Raw genomic sequence first — 14,973 nt, 5'->3', positions numbered from 1 at the left:
TTGTCTTGTTTGGTGATTTTTCTTTGTTTTGAACTAAGGCATTCAACTTTTTTAAATATGCATTTTCCATACGTAAACGCTCATTTTCCGCTTGTAAAGCTTCGATTGATCCTTCATCTACTGGTTTTATTTTTTTATCTTTCATGGTTGGACGCCCCTTTTTCTTTGATTGTAGGGCATCCAATCCTCCTGTTTCATAAGCTATTTTCCATTTCCGAAGTGTTTCATAAGACGGTATATTGAAAAGTGCCGCTGTTTCTCTGATAGATGTCCCGTGTTCATTCATATAATAAAGTACATCTAGTTTATACTCGGCTGGGTAGAATGTATAGCACTTTTCAAAGGCCTTTTCACCTGAAGATTCATATCGTCTAATCCACTCAAGAAGTACGCTAGGAGTAACTCCTATAGATTTAGCAATTGTTTTTCCACTTTCTGTACCATCTAAATATCGTTTCACTGCTTGAATTTTTTCTGTTGAAGAAAATTTAGCCATAAAAAATGCACCTCCAATTGTTAGACTGTGTCTAACAATTGGGGTGCACTTCAATTAAGGATTCGGCTTTTTTTATTGTTAAGATATTTAAAATTTACTTTTAGATAATGCCTTTAATATTGGATTTATGATTTTACTTAATAAACGAAACCCTCTAAATATAGATTGAACAACCTTCAAACTATCTCCCTCCCTTAAATTAAGCTAATTATACCAAATTCTATTAATGCAAATTCAAATAATGTAGACGTATTAAAAAGTAAGTAATAAAAAAGTCCTTCTCGAATGAGAGGACTGTGCTATTTTATAGGATAAAATTAGATTTATAGGAAAAATATTATTTAGTTAAGTTGACTTAAGTCAACGTTTGGTGTATAATAAGAGTATAAAGAACAGGAGGTGAACAAAGTGGATTGGATAATAATCTTAGGTGCTATAGCTACAACAGCAACGGTTTTCTCTCAAGTAACCGCAGGTGTTAAAAACATCGTAGATACATACTACAAGGTGAAAGAAGAAAAACAAAAGAGTCGCCCCGACCAAGGAAACGACTCAGAATAAGCACACAGGGGAGGGAAACCTCTCCTGCATTTAAGATTATATCACATTCCATATTATTATGAAAAAATTTATCTGGACGAATCTACCTGTAGTCATTGTTTTAGGGTTTATTTTATCAATCCTTGATTATGATAATTTAAACACTTGGGGTTATATCTGTATCGTTGGTACAATACTAGCGATAATCCTAATGGTAATCAACATGGTTATTTTGTATATAAAGGAGAAGAAAAATGTATAACTTTGAATCTAAGGAAGAACTAATAAAATTCGTAAATGATGAAATTGTGAATACTTCAGAGGCATTGGAGATTTTGGAATGCTCGAGGCAGAATTTAAATAAGTTGGTGAAGTCGGGGACGTTAGCGCCGATTAAAGAGATGGTTCGAGATCGTTTGTTTTTTAAAGAGGATATCTTAAGAAGAAAAGAGCAAATGAAAAAATAGTCTATTTATAATAGCAATCTCAATTATAAAAAAGCTCAGTTGTTTGACTGAGCTTTTTTATGTAAGTACTGATTCTAATTCATCTAATTTTATTTCATTTTCTAAACATAACTCTTTAACTACTTCTAATGCCCATTGTTTCCTTTGGTCAGCTTCAACAACTGTATTCCATACCCCGCCTCGTTCTGCATTATATAATGCTTTTAAACCAGGGAATAGATATGTATAGATAACGAGAATAACATGTTGTAAGTTTTGAGACACAATTTCCATTTGATTATTTTTAGTAATACTTGACCTTGCGGTATCTATAGTGAAGGAGCCATCAGAACCTATCTCCATAAACAGGCTAAAGTTATTTTCTTTTAAGAAATAGAAGCCACCGTTATAAACACTTTGATTACTACCTAATCCAGATAATGCTTGTACTGAACCCAAAACATTTGCTCCTTGACTTGTACTGTCATAAGCTTTTCTTTCTGCATGTTGTGAAACTGCCGAAACATCTACAATTTGAATGGTCTCGTTTGGAGAACCGTGTAAAGATACTGTTTGCCCTCGTTTGCTAAAAATCCAATAGAAAAATCTACTATCTAAGGCAAATGTATCTATATCTTTAAAGTACACTTTTCCCCACTCTTCTTTAGGATTTTTATTACCTTGTCCAAATAATGCAGAGCGTACTTTGCCTTCTTGGCTTGCGCTTACTTCTAAAGCGCAGAAAACCCTACCTAAATATTGGAAGAAAACAGCGTTTACAGAATGATTAAATACCCTTGATTCTCGTGGAAGGGGATTATTATTGATGACACCTTTCGAGGCACCTGATTGAGTTTCATATTGCCCTATAGCAGCGATATATTCAAATGTCTGGCCGGCGATATCCATTCTCTCAATAATAAAATCGGCCCTACCTGGAATTGGTAACCACTTATTCTGTAAGGTTTTCTCGTAATCTGTTAATTGATTATAAGTAGCGAGATACTCTATTTCTTGTAAATAATTTAATTGTAATAAATCGATAATATAATCTAAGTCAAAACGTGGCTCCATAGCCCAAATCACAATCTTACTGTTATTCCTCGCCATACTTGCTCCTCCTTCATTATCTCCGGAAAAATCTAACTTTTTGTTCTTTAATGTCCAATTGAAGAAAAAGTTTAAGCCATTTCGCACTTTTACCATTAACTGTGAAAGTGGGACTTATACTGGCTGATAGATTATCTGGGATTTCTATATCTGTATGATTGGTTATGTAATAGGGATAAACCTTCGTTACTGTTATGCTTTTTTTACCTGTTTGTAAAGTTCCAATTTCATTTATCATTTCATTCAAACGTATTTTAAAACCAGTTTGAGTGTCCACTACAATTTCTTTGTTTTGGAAGGGGTCTTTTGCCTGAATCATTAGCTGTCTAGGAGTGGGCTCAATTTCTAAGAAAAGTTCTTTGTTTTTTATTAATCTTAGTAAAATACGCCACCATATGCTCCCTTTTCTTGTAATTTCTAAATCTAATTTAACAGTTCTTTGGAGTTCACTAGACAGCCGGTTATTCTCTTGTGTTATTAAAGTGAAGTCTATATTGTTACCTAAAGCATTGTTTTGGGTGACAGTTATACTTAAAGGGCGAAATAAAAAAGAGAACCAACTTATTAATAGGAAGCATAAATAAATTCCTATCAATAATAGCGAGTCTCGCAATTTATTTTCCAGCCATTTTTCTTCACCCCAAAACTGGTTAAACAAGAACAGTAATAATATATACTGTATAGTTTGAGTAAAGAAATTTTTTCTATCTAGATTTAGCATGTGTCACATCCTCTCCACTGGAATATTTTTTACCCCAGTTGCTAATTCTATAGGTAATGAAAAAGCAAGCGAGGGTAACTCATTTATTTCTGCTGGAATTTCAGCTACGGCAAACTTGGTAATGCGCAGGTTTCGTCCGTTTTGAATGTAAGAAACAGCAAGAATATCATGTCCATTACTTAAAATAATATTAAGAACTTCAATAATATTATTTATGTTCTGAGTAAGAAATGCTTCATCTAATTCGTCTTGTAAATCTGAATCGATTTCCTCAGTAAATTCAATAACCAATATTTTTATATTTAAATAATCGGCATTTTTAATTAATGAAAATAATCTGTCCTGCTGCAGTTCAAATGGTCGTAATTTTGCTCGTAATTGTTCATTAGTATTTCTAATGGCTTTATCAACGGAGGCAACCAGTGGAGAAGACTGGGTGAGAATATCTGCACTTTTTAAATCATCATTATTTAAACATTGGATTTGTTGATAAAAATAAAGTACATGTGTACGCATAATTGCTACACCTCCATTCTTATAGTATATATTATTACACAAAATAAGAAAAAAATGTTAAGTTGTAAATAAAAATTTTACTGATATTTAATCATAGAATAGATGGGATATATTTTGATGTATTATTTATAAAATATCATGTATTACATTATATTTATTTCCATAATTAAAGTGAATAATAAAATTGATTATGATTTAGTGTTTTGATTTTTAGATGGATAAATTCTTTGTTAAAAAAATAACCTATTTTAATAAGCATCCACCCACAAACCCACCCACAATTCACCCACAAAAATAAAAAAAGTGATGAATCACTATGAAACATCACTTTTATAAAACCTTGATAAATCAACGTTTTTGGCACACTTTAAAACTTGATGAATTCAGAGGATATATTTAGAACACAAGTTCACCAATGGGAACGCGATCAATATATGTCTCTTTACTAAGAGGATTAAACCCTTGACACATAATGTGTTGAGGGTTTTTTATTTATCAGGAATTTTTATAGGAGAAATATAAAGAGGTAAACAAATTCAAAAACGTACTTGTTAATACTTATGCGAAATGAGTATCATTTTAAAAATGGAGTTATTTAAATGGGTTAAAGAGCCTGACTCAATTACATTTCAATACAAAGAAAACCCCCCCTGATACTGCAGTAATAGGGGGGGTTCGTCATTTATCTACAGTGAATTATGAAGAATGTTGTCGTAATTTTTGAGTTGAAATGAAGAAGCGGTTAAACAAAAATAAATTGTATTGACTCGTTCTATATAAAGAACTAAAATGGCATTAATTAGAAACTTTCGTATATTCGAAAGATAAAAATAATGTTTTTGTTTTTGTTATTTTATAGAATGTTTAACTGAAATCTCATTGGTATTAAATGAGGGGGAGAAGTAATGAATAAGGAAATAAATTTAAAAAATTTATTTAGTGTAATATGGAAAAAAGTATGGATACTGTTATTGTTTACGACTCTCACAACGGTAGGAGGAGCACTGTATAGTATCTATATGAAAACGCCTTTGTATGCTTCCTCAGCAAGGGTAATTGTTCAAGCTAACGCTGAAACGATGAATACATTGAAAGCGATGGTAAATGAGCCTGTAATATTAGAAAAAGTAGCTGCTGAATTGAATATGAAGAGATCAGCAGGTGCATTAAGTGGACAAATAAGTACAGAAAGTGTACAAGGCTCTCAAATTATGAGGATAAATGTAGTGGATGTAGATCCTGTACTTGCACATAAAATTGCAAATACTACAGCTGCTGTTTATAAGCAAGAGGTAGCGAATATACTGAATTTTAATAATGTAAATATATTACCAGAGGATCCAGTTCAAAAATATTCTATGCCTATAAATATAAATCACTTTAAGACGATACTAATTGCATTCACGTTAGGTATGGTGCTCAGTATAGGTTTTATTTTTTTATTGGATTCGCTTGATGAGAGAATCAAATCAGAACGACGAATTGAACAATTGTTAGATATCCCTGTTTTGGGTGGGATTTCTAAAATGAATAAGAAAAATATGAAAGATAAATTTAGTGGGAAAAATACAGTGTTATTGGGGGAGGGAACGGAGTGGCATATAAAAATAGACGAAAAACAAATGAAGTTAAAGGAGAAAGTATAATTGCGTATACCGCCCCAAGATCGAAAATTTCGGAGCAGTATCGTTCGCTTCGAACAAACATTCAATTAACTTCGTCTATTCATAAAAGCAGAACGATAGTGATTACTTCTCCGAGGTACGGTGAAGGAAAATCAACAATTACAGTTAATTTAGCAGTCTCAATAGCGCAAAAAGGTGAAAAAGTATTGGTAATAGATGCGAATTTACGAACACCAACAATTCATGAAATTTTTGGAGTAGAAAATACAATTGGATTAACTGACATATTGAATGAAAAAACAAATTTGATAGGTGCTGTGCAAAAAACTGGGATGGAAAGTTTGGATGTGTTAACTAGCGGTCCAGTACCATTTAATCCATCAGAAGTACTTAGTTCAAATGCAATGGACATGTTAATTCAAAAGGCGATGGAACGATATGACATCATATTATTTGACTCTTCTCCTGTATTAGAAGTAACAGATACGAGCGTATTAGCTGACAAGTGTGAAGGGGTACTTTTGGTGATCCGGTATAATCGCACTGTGAACGAAGATGCACTTGAAACGAAAAGGGCATTAAGTTTTACGAAAAGTAGAATATTGGGTGCGATTTTGAATGGGAAAGTATAAAGGATAGTTTTAAATTAAACATTCGTACGTGAAATGGTTCGTTATAAAGAAAATTTAATACAATTGTGATGTGGTGATGTCTCCTAACCGCTATCAATGGAGGCACTCGATTATGCTGTGGGTTGTGAAAACAACCTTAGATGCCAGTCGTCAAAAGTGTAATGTGAGGGAGGGTTAGATGCCCATGTTTTATTAAAGTTTCTAACTATGTGTTTTTAATAAAGAGAATATAGTTAGAAACTTTAAGTTTGAAAGAGTTAAGTAAGGAATTGATTAAAGGAGGAAGTTATATGACGTATCGCCGGAGGATATCGTTATTGCTTTTAATGGATTCACTGATAGTATTAACTGCTATTTTTTTTAGTTATTTTTTTGTAAATGCTAGCTTCAGTGTTATCACTTTATCATCAGTTATTAGCTCTATCACTTTATTATTTAGTCATCATTTGTTTGCTTTTATTTATAAGTTGTATAAAAAGGCATTGGAATATGCAAGTATAGGAGAGTTGTTAATTATATGTAAGGTTGTTACATTTTCTATACTTACTACAGCGGCTGTGCAGCAACTAGTCATGGGAAAAATGTATTTTCGTTTGTTAGTGGTTACTTGGATGATTCATATTTTATTAATAGGTGGTTCTCGCTTTATTTGGAGAATGTACAGAGATATTTATTATGTAAAAAAAGGCGATAAGAAAAGAACGTTAATTGTTGGTGCTGGATCTGCTGGGACAATGGTTGCAAGACAGTTGTTAAAGAATAGTACTACAGAATTAATGCCAGTCGCATTTATTGATGATAATGTCAAAAAACATAATCTTGATATTTGGGGAATTCCGGTAATTGGTGGTATGAGTCAAATTGATCACGTTGTTAAAAAACTGAATATTGAAATTATAATTTTAGCAATTCCTTCGTTAAACAAAAAAGATAGAAATATTATTTTAAAAGATTGTTTAAAAACAAATGTGAAAACGCAAATTCTTCCAATGTTAGAAGACTTAGTGACAGGTAAAGTTTCAGTGAATGAATTCAGAGATGTTCAAGTAGAAGATTTACTAGGGCGAGATCCTGTAGAGTTAGATGTGGATATCATTTCAGATTATATAACTGATAAAGTCATTTTAGTTACTGGTGCAGGTGGATCAATAGGCTCAGAAATTTGTAGACAAGTTGCGAAATTTAAGCCAGAAAAATTGATTTTATTAGGGCACGGAGAAAACAGTATATATTCAATAGAAATGGAATTAAATAGAAAACATAATGATAGGAACGGTGTGTTTATTCCAGAAATCGCAGATATTCAAGATGAAAAGAAGATGCATGTAATAATGAATAAACATCGTCCCCATGTTGTATATCATGCTGCTGCACATAAACATGTACCATTGATGGAAAACAATCCTGAAGAGGCTGTTAAAAATAATTTGATTGGGACTATGAATATAGCGGAAGCGGCAAGAACACATGGAGTAGGAACGTTTGTTATGATTTCATCTGATAAAGCAGTAAACCCAACGAGTGTTATGGGTGCCACAAAGAAATTAGCGGAGATGGTCATACAACATAAAGATAAAATAAGTCATACAAAGTTTGTTACTGTGCGATTTGGGAATGTGTTAGGAAGTAGAGGGAGTGTTATCCCGTTATTTAAGAAGCAAATTCAAAAGGGAGGACCAGTTACAGTTACGCATCCAGATATGGTTCGTTATTTTATGACTATTCCAGAGGCATCTAGACTTGTAGTACAAGCCGGTGCGTTAGCAAAAGGTGGAGAAATTTTTGTGCTGGATATGGGAGAACCAGTAAAAATAGTGGATCTTGCTAAAAACCTCATTCGATTATCCGGAAACTCTGTGGAGGAAATAGGAGTAGAGTTTACGGGTATACGACCTGGAGAAAAACTTTTTGAAGAATTACTAAAAGAAGATGAAATGAATGAAAAACAAGTTCATCCAAGAATTTATGTAGGGCATGAAATGAACGTCCGTATAGAAGAAATAGAATTGTTAATTTCAGAATATGCAGATTTAAATGAAGTGGAATTAAGAAAGCGATTGTTACATTTAGTAAATCAACGTAAAACTTTAAAACTATTAGTACCAGTATCAGGTTAAGGATAAAAAATTAGTAGAAGACGGGTGCGTGGGATGGTGTTTAAAAAAGTTCTATTTTGTGCAACTGTGGATTATCATTTTAAGGCTTTTCATTTACCGTATTTGAAATGGTTTGCAGACCAAGGCTGGGAAGTACATGTTGCAGCGAATGGGGATATACATCTTCCGTACGTAACTCAAAAATATAATATTCCTCTTCAAAGATCACCTCTTAGTATACAAAACATTCGCGCATATAAAGAACTACAATCAATTATTCATCGGAATAAATATAACATCGTTCACTGTCATACGCCTATGGGAGGAGCAATTACTCGCTTAGCTACTCGGAAAGCGAGAAGGAAAGGAACAACAGTAATATATACTGCGCATGGATTTCACTTCTGTAAAGGGGCATCATTCATCAATTGGCTTTTATACTATCCAATTGAGAGAAGTTTAGCCACTGTTACAGATTGCCTCATAACAATTAATCAGGAAGATTATAATCTAGCAGTTAAACATCATTTTCAAGCGAAAGATATTAAACTCCTTCACGGTGTAGGGATCGATATAGAACGATTTATCCCAGTAACTGAAGCTGAAAAACGAGAATTAAAGCGACAACTCGGCTATAACCCACAAGACTTTTTCATGTTTTATGCAGCTGAATTTAATAAGAATAAAAACCAAAGTTTTTTAATTCGTGTAGTAGCACAATTGAAAAGTAAAATGCCACGGGCGAAGCTTTTACTTGCTGGTGAAGGGCCATTAGTGGAAGAATGCAAAAAACTAGCGACGCAATTAGGTGTGAGTAGTATGGTGCATTTTCTTGGTTATAGAAATGATATAGCTTCTTTACTACAAATGTGTGATTTAGCCGTTGCATCCAGTTACAGGGAGGGTTTGCCAGTTAATATTATGGAAGCTATGGCTTGTGGACTTCCGGTTGTAGCTACTGATAACCGAGGGCATAGGGAGTTAATTATTCATAATACAAATGGTTGGATTATAGAACGCGATGATATAAAGACGATGTCTGAAAGAATCCATTTTATTTCTAAAAATACTAAATTACAAGCGCAGTTTGGGCAGTGTGGACGTACTATTATTGCAAGTAAATATTCAGTTAATGAAGTATTGAAAGAGAAACGAGAAATTTATACACCATATATGGATGAAATGGAGGATTTAAATTGGGCGCTCCATTAAGAGTATTACATGTAGTCGTAAATATGAATAGAGGCGGAGCCGAAACTTTAATTATGAATTTGTATCGTAATATAGACCACTCAAAAGTACAATTTGATTTTTTAACTTGTAAAGAGGGGGTCTTTGATGAAGAGATAGTAAAATTAGGCGGGAAAGTTCATCGAATTCCATACGTTACAGATGTTGGTCATAGAGGGTATATAAAAGCACTAGATACTTTCTTTAACTCTCATCCACAATACAAAATTGTGCATTCACATATGGATAAAATGAGTGGATTTGTACTTCGTTCAGCTAAAAAAGCGAGGGTGCCGGTAAGGATTGCGCATAGTCATAGTACAAACAGTGAGGGAGGAACTATAGCGAAACTATATAAATGGTATGCAGGTGCATTTATTGCGTCTTGTGCTACACATTTTTTAGCATGTTCAGCAGCGGCAGCACAATGGTTGTTTGCTAATAGAGAAAGTACAACAAAAATATTGAAAAACGGAATTGAATGTGATGAATTTGCATTTAATCTAGATATTAGAAAACGAGTAAGGGAAGAGCTCAAACTTCATGAGGATGTTTTTGTAATTGGACACGTGGGAAGATTTTCATATCCCAAAAATCATACTTTATTAATTGATATTTTTGCTCAATTCATAGAATATAAACCGAATTCTATTCTTCTATTAGTAGGAGATGGACCGCTTCGATTAGAAATTGAGAAAAAAGTAGAAAAGCTGAATTTAACAGATAAAGTTAAATTTTTAGGAATGCGTGGAGATATTAATTGTTTATTACAAGCATTTGATACATTTATATTTCCATCAATTTATGAAGGTTTACCAGTTACTCTTATTGAAGCACAAGGAGCGGGGTTACCGTGTATTATATCGGACACGATTACACAAGATGTGGATTTGGGGTTGAATTTAGTTGAACGGTGTTCTTTATTAAATATAAGAAATTGGATAGGTGAATTACAAGGTATTACGGACAAACAAGTATCGCGAAGTGTGGCGCAACATGTATTAGCCGAAAAAGGATATGATATAAAAAATATTACAGGCATTACCCAAAAATTTTATGTAGCAGTATCGAGGTGAGCATATTGAAAAAGCTAACTGTTTTCACCCCTACATATAATAGGGCATATTGTCTTCAGGGGTGTTATGAAAGTTTGAAGCAGCAAACGTGTAAAGATTTTATATGGTTAATTATAGATGATGGGTCTGATGATTCTACAAAGGAGTTAGTGAACTCTTGGATTTCTGAAGATTGCATAAGCATACGGTATTATTGGCAAGTAAATCAAGGGATGCATGGTGCTCATAATACAGCTTACGAGCTGATTGATACAGAACTTAATGTATGTATTGATTCGGATGACTCAATGCCTAGTGATGCTGTTGAGAAAATCATTTCGTTTTGGGATGAAAATGGAAGTGACCAAGTAAGTGGAATCATTGCTCTTGATTTATATAAAGATGGGACATTAATTGGTTCAAAATTACCATTGAATCTAAAACGTTCTACGCTTTTTAATCTTTACAATAAACATGGTGTAACTGGAGATAAGAAATTAGTATATCGCACAGAATTAACTAAGAAGTATCCTTATCCGGTTTTTAAAAATGAAAAGTATGTAGGTTTGGCATATAAATACTATATGTTGGATCAGAAACATGAGATGTTACTCATGAACGAAGCACTTTGTTATGTTGAATATATGCCCGATGGTTCTTCGATGAATATGTTAAGTCAATATCGTAAAAATCCAAAAGGTTTTGCTTTTTATCGTAAGGAACTGATGAAGCTACCGTTTGCAAATAGGTTATTTAAATATAGACAAGCTGTACATTATGTATCAAGTAGCTTTATAGCGAAAAATAAAAAATTTATAAAAGAGTCACCATGCAAAGTGCTTACCCTTTGCGCAGTACCATTTGGGGTTATTCTATATAGTTACATTACATTGAAAACAAGAATAAAAGTAAATATATAGGAATTTACTTAGGATTGATAAGAGGGAAGAATAATGACTATACTTTGGATGAATTTCTTTATAGTGTTCATACTAGCATTTTTCGCACGGTATTTTGCTATGCCAGTAACTTCAGAAATTGTGATGTTAAAACCAAATCGACTATTGATTTTAATGGCGACGACCTCTCTTGTACTAGTATCTGGTTTTAGAAATAATATTGGTGATACGTATTTTTATATGCATGCTTTTACAGTTACTGATTTTAATTGGGCTTATATTCAAAGTAGTAAGGATGTTGGATTCAGTATTTTACAAATGATTTTAAAAACATATACGAATGATCCGCAAGTTTTGGTTTTTATAACAGCTCTAATAACAAATATATTAATAGTAGCAGTTCTATATAAATATTCAAGAATGATTGAGTTAAGTTTATATGTGTATATCGCATCGGGTATGTATTTAGTTTCAATGAATGGAGTAAGACAGTATTTAACCGCAGCGATTATTTTTACTGCTACAAAATATATTTTAGATGGGAATTGGAAAAGATATTTTTTGATTGTTTTATTTGCTTCTACTTTTCATCAAAGCGCTCTTGTATTAATTCCTATTTATTTTGTAGTCCGAAGAAAAGCATGGTCGACAATAACATTTATACTACTCTTTATTGCGGTACTTATAGTAATAGGGTTTAATCAGTTTGCAGAAATTTTCTTTGCAACTATAGGGGATACACAATATGGTCACTATAAGGATTTTCAAGAAGGAGGAGCTAATATTCTTCGGGTTGCTGTGGATGCAATACCGCTCATTCTAGCTTATATTGGAAGACATAAATTAAGAGAGATTTTTCCGGAAAGTGATTATATTGTAAATATGGCATTATTAGGTTTAGTTTTTATGATTATTTCAACTCAAAATTGGATTTTTGCAAGATTCTCCATATATTTTGGACTATATCATTTGATATTGATATCGTGGGTTATAAAGCTATTTATAGAAAAGGATCAAAAGTTAATTTACTATGCAGTAATAGTATGTTATTTTGTCTATTTTGTATATGAACATATTATTACTTTAGGGATAATTTATCAGAGTAGTTTCTGGGGATAGAATATATATTTGAAAAACATTCTTAGATGGGAGTAATTTTCAATGCTTAAACAAGAACGACCAAAAAGAGTGTTACATATCGTTAGTGCGATGGACCGAGGTGGCGCTGAGGCATTATTAATGAATGTATATAGGAATATAGATAGAGAAATGGTGCAATTTGATTTTGTTTCCCATAAAAGTGAAGAAAGTGATTATGATAAAGAAATCATTGCGTTGGGTGGGACAATACACCGAATATCTAGCTTAGGGCAGCTAGGACCTCTTGCATACATGAAAGAGCTTGTTAAGGTAATGTCTAGTAATCGATATGTGGCGGCCCATGCACACACTGATTATCAAGGTGGATTTGTTGCTATTGCTGCTAAAATAGCTGGGATAAAAATAAGGATTTGTCATTCGCATAGTAATAATTGGCCGATGGGATCGGGGGTAAAAGGGAAAGTTTTATTGAGTTTTTTACGAACAATTATTACTTATGCTGGAACAAATTATTGTGCGTGCAGTGTAGATTCTGCACGTTTTTTGTTTCAAAAAAATATTGATAATTCAAAGGTAAAGATAATGAAAAATGCAATAGATACTAATCAATTTATTAATGCAGATATGCAGGATGACAATAAAGTAAGGAATCAATTCAATATACCGGTTGAAAAGAAAGTAATTGGTCATATTGGGCGTTTTTCTGAATCTAAAAATCATATATTTATATTAAAAGTTTTCAATGAAGTATTAAAATATGATCCTAATTTTATTCTTGTTTTAGTAGGAGATGGTCCGTTACAGAATTCTATTGAGCTAGAATCTAAAAGACTAGGTATCTATGAAAAAGTTAGATTTTTAGGAGTAAGAAAAGACATTCCAAGAATTATAAGGATGTTTGATGTTTTTCTTTTTCCGTCACTTTTTGAAGGATTTGGAATTGTTGCATTAGAAGCACAGTGTGCAGGTGTTCCATGTGTAGTGGCAAATACAATAACTAAAGATATTGATATGGGATTAGGGATAATATCATTTGTTAGCTTAGATGAAAATCTTAAAATATGGTCTGTAGAAATTCAAAAGCTTTTGGAAAAAGAAAAATTAAATACAGAAATAACAGCTGCTACAATCTCGAAGCTAGGTTTTGATATAAAAAGTAATATTCCAGAGTGGTTATTATTATATGGGTTAGAGTATAGGGGACCATAGTTAAATGCAATCATTTTCATAAAAACAAAACTAGTAAAATAAATCGGATGAGGGAGTAAGAAATGAAAAAGAAAAAAATTCTCATTACATCATTTGATATGGCAATTGGAGGAGTAGAAAGAAGTTTAATTGGTTTATTAAATACAATCGACTATAGCAAATATGATGTAGATTTAATGTTATTTAAACATGAGGGAGAGTTTCTTTTTTTATTACCTAAACTGCCTAATTTGTTAAAGGAAGTAAAACAATATACTACTTTTAGAAAATCGATTAAACAAATATTGCAAGAAGGGCAAATTACAATTGGAATGGCAAGGACTTTAGGGAAAATTTTAGGAGATGTGCATGGGAGATATGTGAAAAGTGCAGAGGTGGGATATTTCGTTATTCAGTATGGATGGAGAATAACTTTACCATTTATACCGAAACTGGAAGAGGAGTATGATGTAGCAATTAGTTTTTTATGGCCCCATTATTTTGTTGGAGATAAAGTTCGAGCGAAACGAAAGATTGGTTGGATTCATACAGATTATTCAAATATAAATCTTAATGCAAACATGGAGTATAAAATGTGGAGCAAAATGGATAACATCGTAGCAGTTTCAGAAGGATGTCGAGACTCATTTCTTAGTATTTTACCAAATGTAAATAAGAATGTTGAAATTATAGAAAATATATTATCTCCGGAGTTCGTACGTGAGCAAGCACACAGGGAAGATGTTATGAAAGAACTACAGATGAAACCTGGAAAAATAAAGCTTGTTACTGTAGGGCGGTTATCATATGCAAAAGGAATAGACGTTGCTATGCATGCCTTAAGAAAGTTATTAGATGAGGGATATGATATGGAATGGTATGTAGTTGGGTATGGAGCACTAGAAGCTGAACTTAGAAAGTTATTAGCTGAACTTAACCTGGAAAAACATTTTTTTTTATTGGGTAAAAAGACAAATCCCTATCCATATATAAAAGCATGTGATATATATGTGCAGCCATCGAGGTATGAGGGGAAAGCTGTAACAGTTCGTGAAGCACAAATCATCGGAAAGCCAGTACTTATTACTAATTTTTCAACTGCCAAAAGCCAGGTACAGGATGGAATTGATGGATTAATAACTGAGATGGGAATAAACGGGATAGTTAATGGAATAAAGAGACTTATTGAAGATAAAGAATTAAGGGAAGTACTGGTAGAAAATACTCTGAAAGGTGAATATGGAAATCGTAATGAAATCAATAAATTATATGCATTATTTTCGTAAAGGGAGAATAATTAAATGATTTTTAATATTTT

14 protein-coding genes and 1 pseudogene are annotated in these 14,973 nt (G+C 32.7%); 11 read left to right on the top strand and 4 right to left on the bottom strand.

Annotated elements, in window-relative coordinates; all coding sequences use genetic code 11:
• Window positions 1-496, bottom strand: a pseudogene (locus tag MR147_RS12965) (transposase); the annotation flags it as partial.
• 408 nt (window positions 497-904) lie between these two features.
• Between MR147_RS12965 and MR147_RS12960 the strand changes: the two are divergent.
• The gene (locus MR147_RS12960; RefSeq protein ID WP_000383803.1) at window positions 905-1,057 is read left to right on the top strand and encodes a hypothetical protein; all 153 of its coding nucleotides are present in this window, start codon (window positions 905-907) and stop codon (window positions 1,055-1,057) included.
• A 233-nt stretch (window positions 1,058-1,290) separates the two neighbouring features.
• Window positions 1,291-1,503: a helix-turn-helix domain-containing protein gene (locus MR147_RS12955; protein WP_242304359.1), complete on the top strand. Its 213-nt coding sequence runs from the start codon at window positions 1,291-1,293 to the stop codon at window positions 1,501-1,503.
• A gap of 57 nt (window positions 1,504-1,560) precedes the next feature.
• On the opposite strand, the gene MR147_RS12950 is transcribed toward MR147_RS12955, so the two are convergent.
• From MR147_RS12950 to MR147_RS12940, 3 genes are read right to left on the bottom strand one after another with little or no spacing between them, the layout of a single operon-like run.
• Window positions 1,561-2,592, bottom strand: a complete 1,032-nt coding sequence (locus MR147_RS12950) for a hypothetical protein (RefSeq protein WP_242304357.1) — start codon at window positions 2,590-2,592, stop codon at window positions 1,561-1,563.
• Between the two features lie 16 nt (window positions 2,593-2,608).
• Window positions 2,609-3,313: a hypothetical protein gene (locus tag MR147_RS12945; RefSeq protein WP_242304355.1), complete on the bottom strand. Its 705-nt coding sequence runs from the start codon at window positions 3,311-3,313 to the stop codon at window positions 2,609-2,611.
• 3 nt (window positions 3,314-3,316) lie between these two features.
• On the bottom strand, window positions 3,317-3,829 hold the full coding sequence (locus MR147_RS12940; protein WP_242304352.1) for a hypothetical protein: 513 nt from the start codon (window positions 3,827-3,829) through the stop codon (window positions 3,317-3,319).
• Between the two features lie 905 nt (window positions 3,830-4,734).
• Here MR147_RS12940 and MR147_RS12935 point away from each other — a divergent pair.
• The 9 genes from MR147_RS12935 (at window position 4,735) to MR147_RS12895 (ending at window position 14,941) form a co-directional block, all read left to right on the top strand.
• The gene (locus MR147_RS12935) at window positions 4,735-5,475 is read left to right on the top strand and encodes a YveK family protein (RefSeq protein ID WP_074607909.1); all 741 of its coding nucleotides are present in this window, start codon (window positions 4,735-4,737) and stop codon (window positions 5,473-5,475) included.
• Window positions 5,424-6,086 carry a CpsD/CapB family tyrosine-protein kinase gene (locus tag MR147_RS12930; protein ID WP_046199005.1) on the top strand — a complete coding sequence of 221 codons (663 nt, stop codon included), beginning with the start codon at window positions 5,424-5,426 and terminating at the stop codon, window positions 6,084-6,086. The genes MR147_RS12935 and MR147_RS12930 overlap by 52 nt, the downstream gene beginning before the upstream one ends.
• A gap of 290 nt (window positions 6,087-6,376) precedes the next feature.
• Window positions 6,377-8,203 carry a polysaccharide biosynthesis protein gene (locus tag MR147_RS12925; protein WP_080493726.1) on the top strand — a complete coding sequence of 609 codons (1,827 nt, stop codon included), beginning with the start codon at window positions 6,377-6,379 and terminating at the stop codon, window positions 8,201-8,203.
• 33 nt (window positions 8,204-8,236) lie between these two features.
• Window positions 8,237-9,394, top strand: coding sequence for a glycosyltransferase family 4 protein (locus MR147_RS12920; protein WP_074607911.1), 1,158 nt, complete (start codon window positions 8,237-8,239; stop codon window positions 9,392-9,394).
• Window positions 9,379-10,488: a glycosyltransferase family 1 protein gene (locus tag MR147_RS12915; protein ID WP_074533367.1), complete on the top strand. Its 1,110-nt coding sequence runs from the start codon at window positions 9,379-9,381 to the stop codon at window positions 10,486-10,488. Before MR147_RS12920 ends, MR147_RS12915 begins: the two co-directional genes overlap by 16 nt.
• A gap of 5 nt (window positions 10,489-10,493) precedes the next feature.
• On the top strand, window positions 10,494-11,387 hold the full coding sequence (locus MR147_RS12910) for a glycosyltransferase family 2 protein (protein ID WP_046199001.1): 894 nt from the start codon (window positions 10,494-10,496) through the stop codon (window positions 11,385-11,387).
• A 33-nt stretch (window positions 11,388-11,420) separates the two neighbouring features.
• Entirely contained in the window at window positions 11,421-12,485 is a 1,065-nt protein-coding gene (locus MR147_RS12905; RefSeq protein WP_046199000.1) for an EpsG family protein, read from the top strand.
• A gap of 42 nt (window positions 12,486-12,527) precedes the next feature.
• Window positions 12,528-13,676 (top strand): glycosyltransferase family 1 protein, encoded by a 1,149-nt coding sequence (locus MR147_RS12900; RefSeq protein ID WP_046198999.1) that lies wholly within the window; start codon window positions 12,528-12,530, stop codon window positions 13,674-13,676.
• Window positions 13,677-13,738: 62 nt separating this feature from the next.
• Window positions 13,739-14,941: a glycosyltransferase gene (locus MR147_RS12895; protein ID WP_046198998.1), complete on the top strand. Its 1,203-nt coding sequence runs from the start codon at window positions 13,739-13,741 to the stop codon at window positions 14,939-14,941.
• Window positions 14,942-14,973 lie beyond the last annotated feature (32 nt).

Origin of the sequence: Bacillus cereus group sp. BfR-BA-01350, from assembly GCF_022663775.1 — a bacterium.
In the GTDB taxonomy this organism is placed as follows: domain Bacteria; phylum Bacillota; class Bacilli; order Bacillales; family Bacillaceae_G; genus Bacillus_A; species Bacillus_A paranthracis.
The sequence above is the reverse complement of the archived record's forward strand: the minus strand, read 5'-3'. Positions and strand labels throughout refer to the sequence as shown.

What these genes read in the sequence shown, in the direction of transcription:
- MR147_RS12955 (WP_242304359.1), top strand. Translation starts at nt 1,291, where the DNA reads ATGTATAACTTTGAATCTAAGGAAGAACTAATAAAATTCGTAAATGAT.
- MR147_RS12950 (WP_242304357.1), bottom strand. Translation starts at nt 2,592, where the DNA reads ATGGCGAGGAATAACAGTAAGATTGTGATTTGGGCTATGGAGCCACGT.
- MR147_RS12945 (WP_242304355.1), bottom strand. Translation starts at nt 3,313, where the DNA reads ATGCTAAATCTAGATAGAAAAAATTTCTTTACTCAAACTATACAGTAT.
- MR147_RS12940 (WP_242304352.1), bottom strand. Translation starts at nt 3,829, where the DNA reads ATGCGTACACATGTACTTTATTTTTATCAACAAATCCAATGTTTAAAT.
- MR147_RS12935 (WP_074607909.1), top strand. Translation starts at nt 4,735, where the DNA reads ATGAATAAGGAAATAAATTTAAAAAATTTATTTAGTGTAATATGGAAA.
- MR147_RS12925 (WP_080493726.1), top strand. Translation starts at nt 6,377, where the DNA reads ATGACGTATCGCCGGAGGATATCGTTATTGCTTTTAATGGATTCACTG.
- MR147_RS12920 (WP_074607911.1), top strand. Translation starts at nt 8,237, where the DNA reads ATGGTGTTTAAAAAAGTTCTATTTTGTGCAACTGTGGATTATCATTTT.
- MR147_RS12905 (WP_046199000.1), top strand. Translation starts at nt 11,421, where the DNA reads ATGACTATACTTTGGATGAATTTCTTTATAGTGTTCATACTAGCATTT.
- MR147_RS12900 (WP_046198999.1), top strand. Translation starts at nt 12,528, where the DNA reads ATGCTTAAACAAGAACGACCAAAAAGAGTGTTACATATCGTTAGTGCG.
- MR147_RS12895 (WP_046198998.1), top strand. Translation starts at nt 13,739, where the DNA reads ATGAAAAAGAAAAAAATTCTCATTACATCATTTGATATGGCAATTGGA.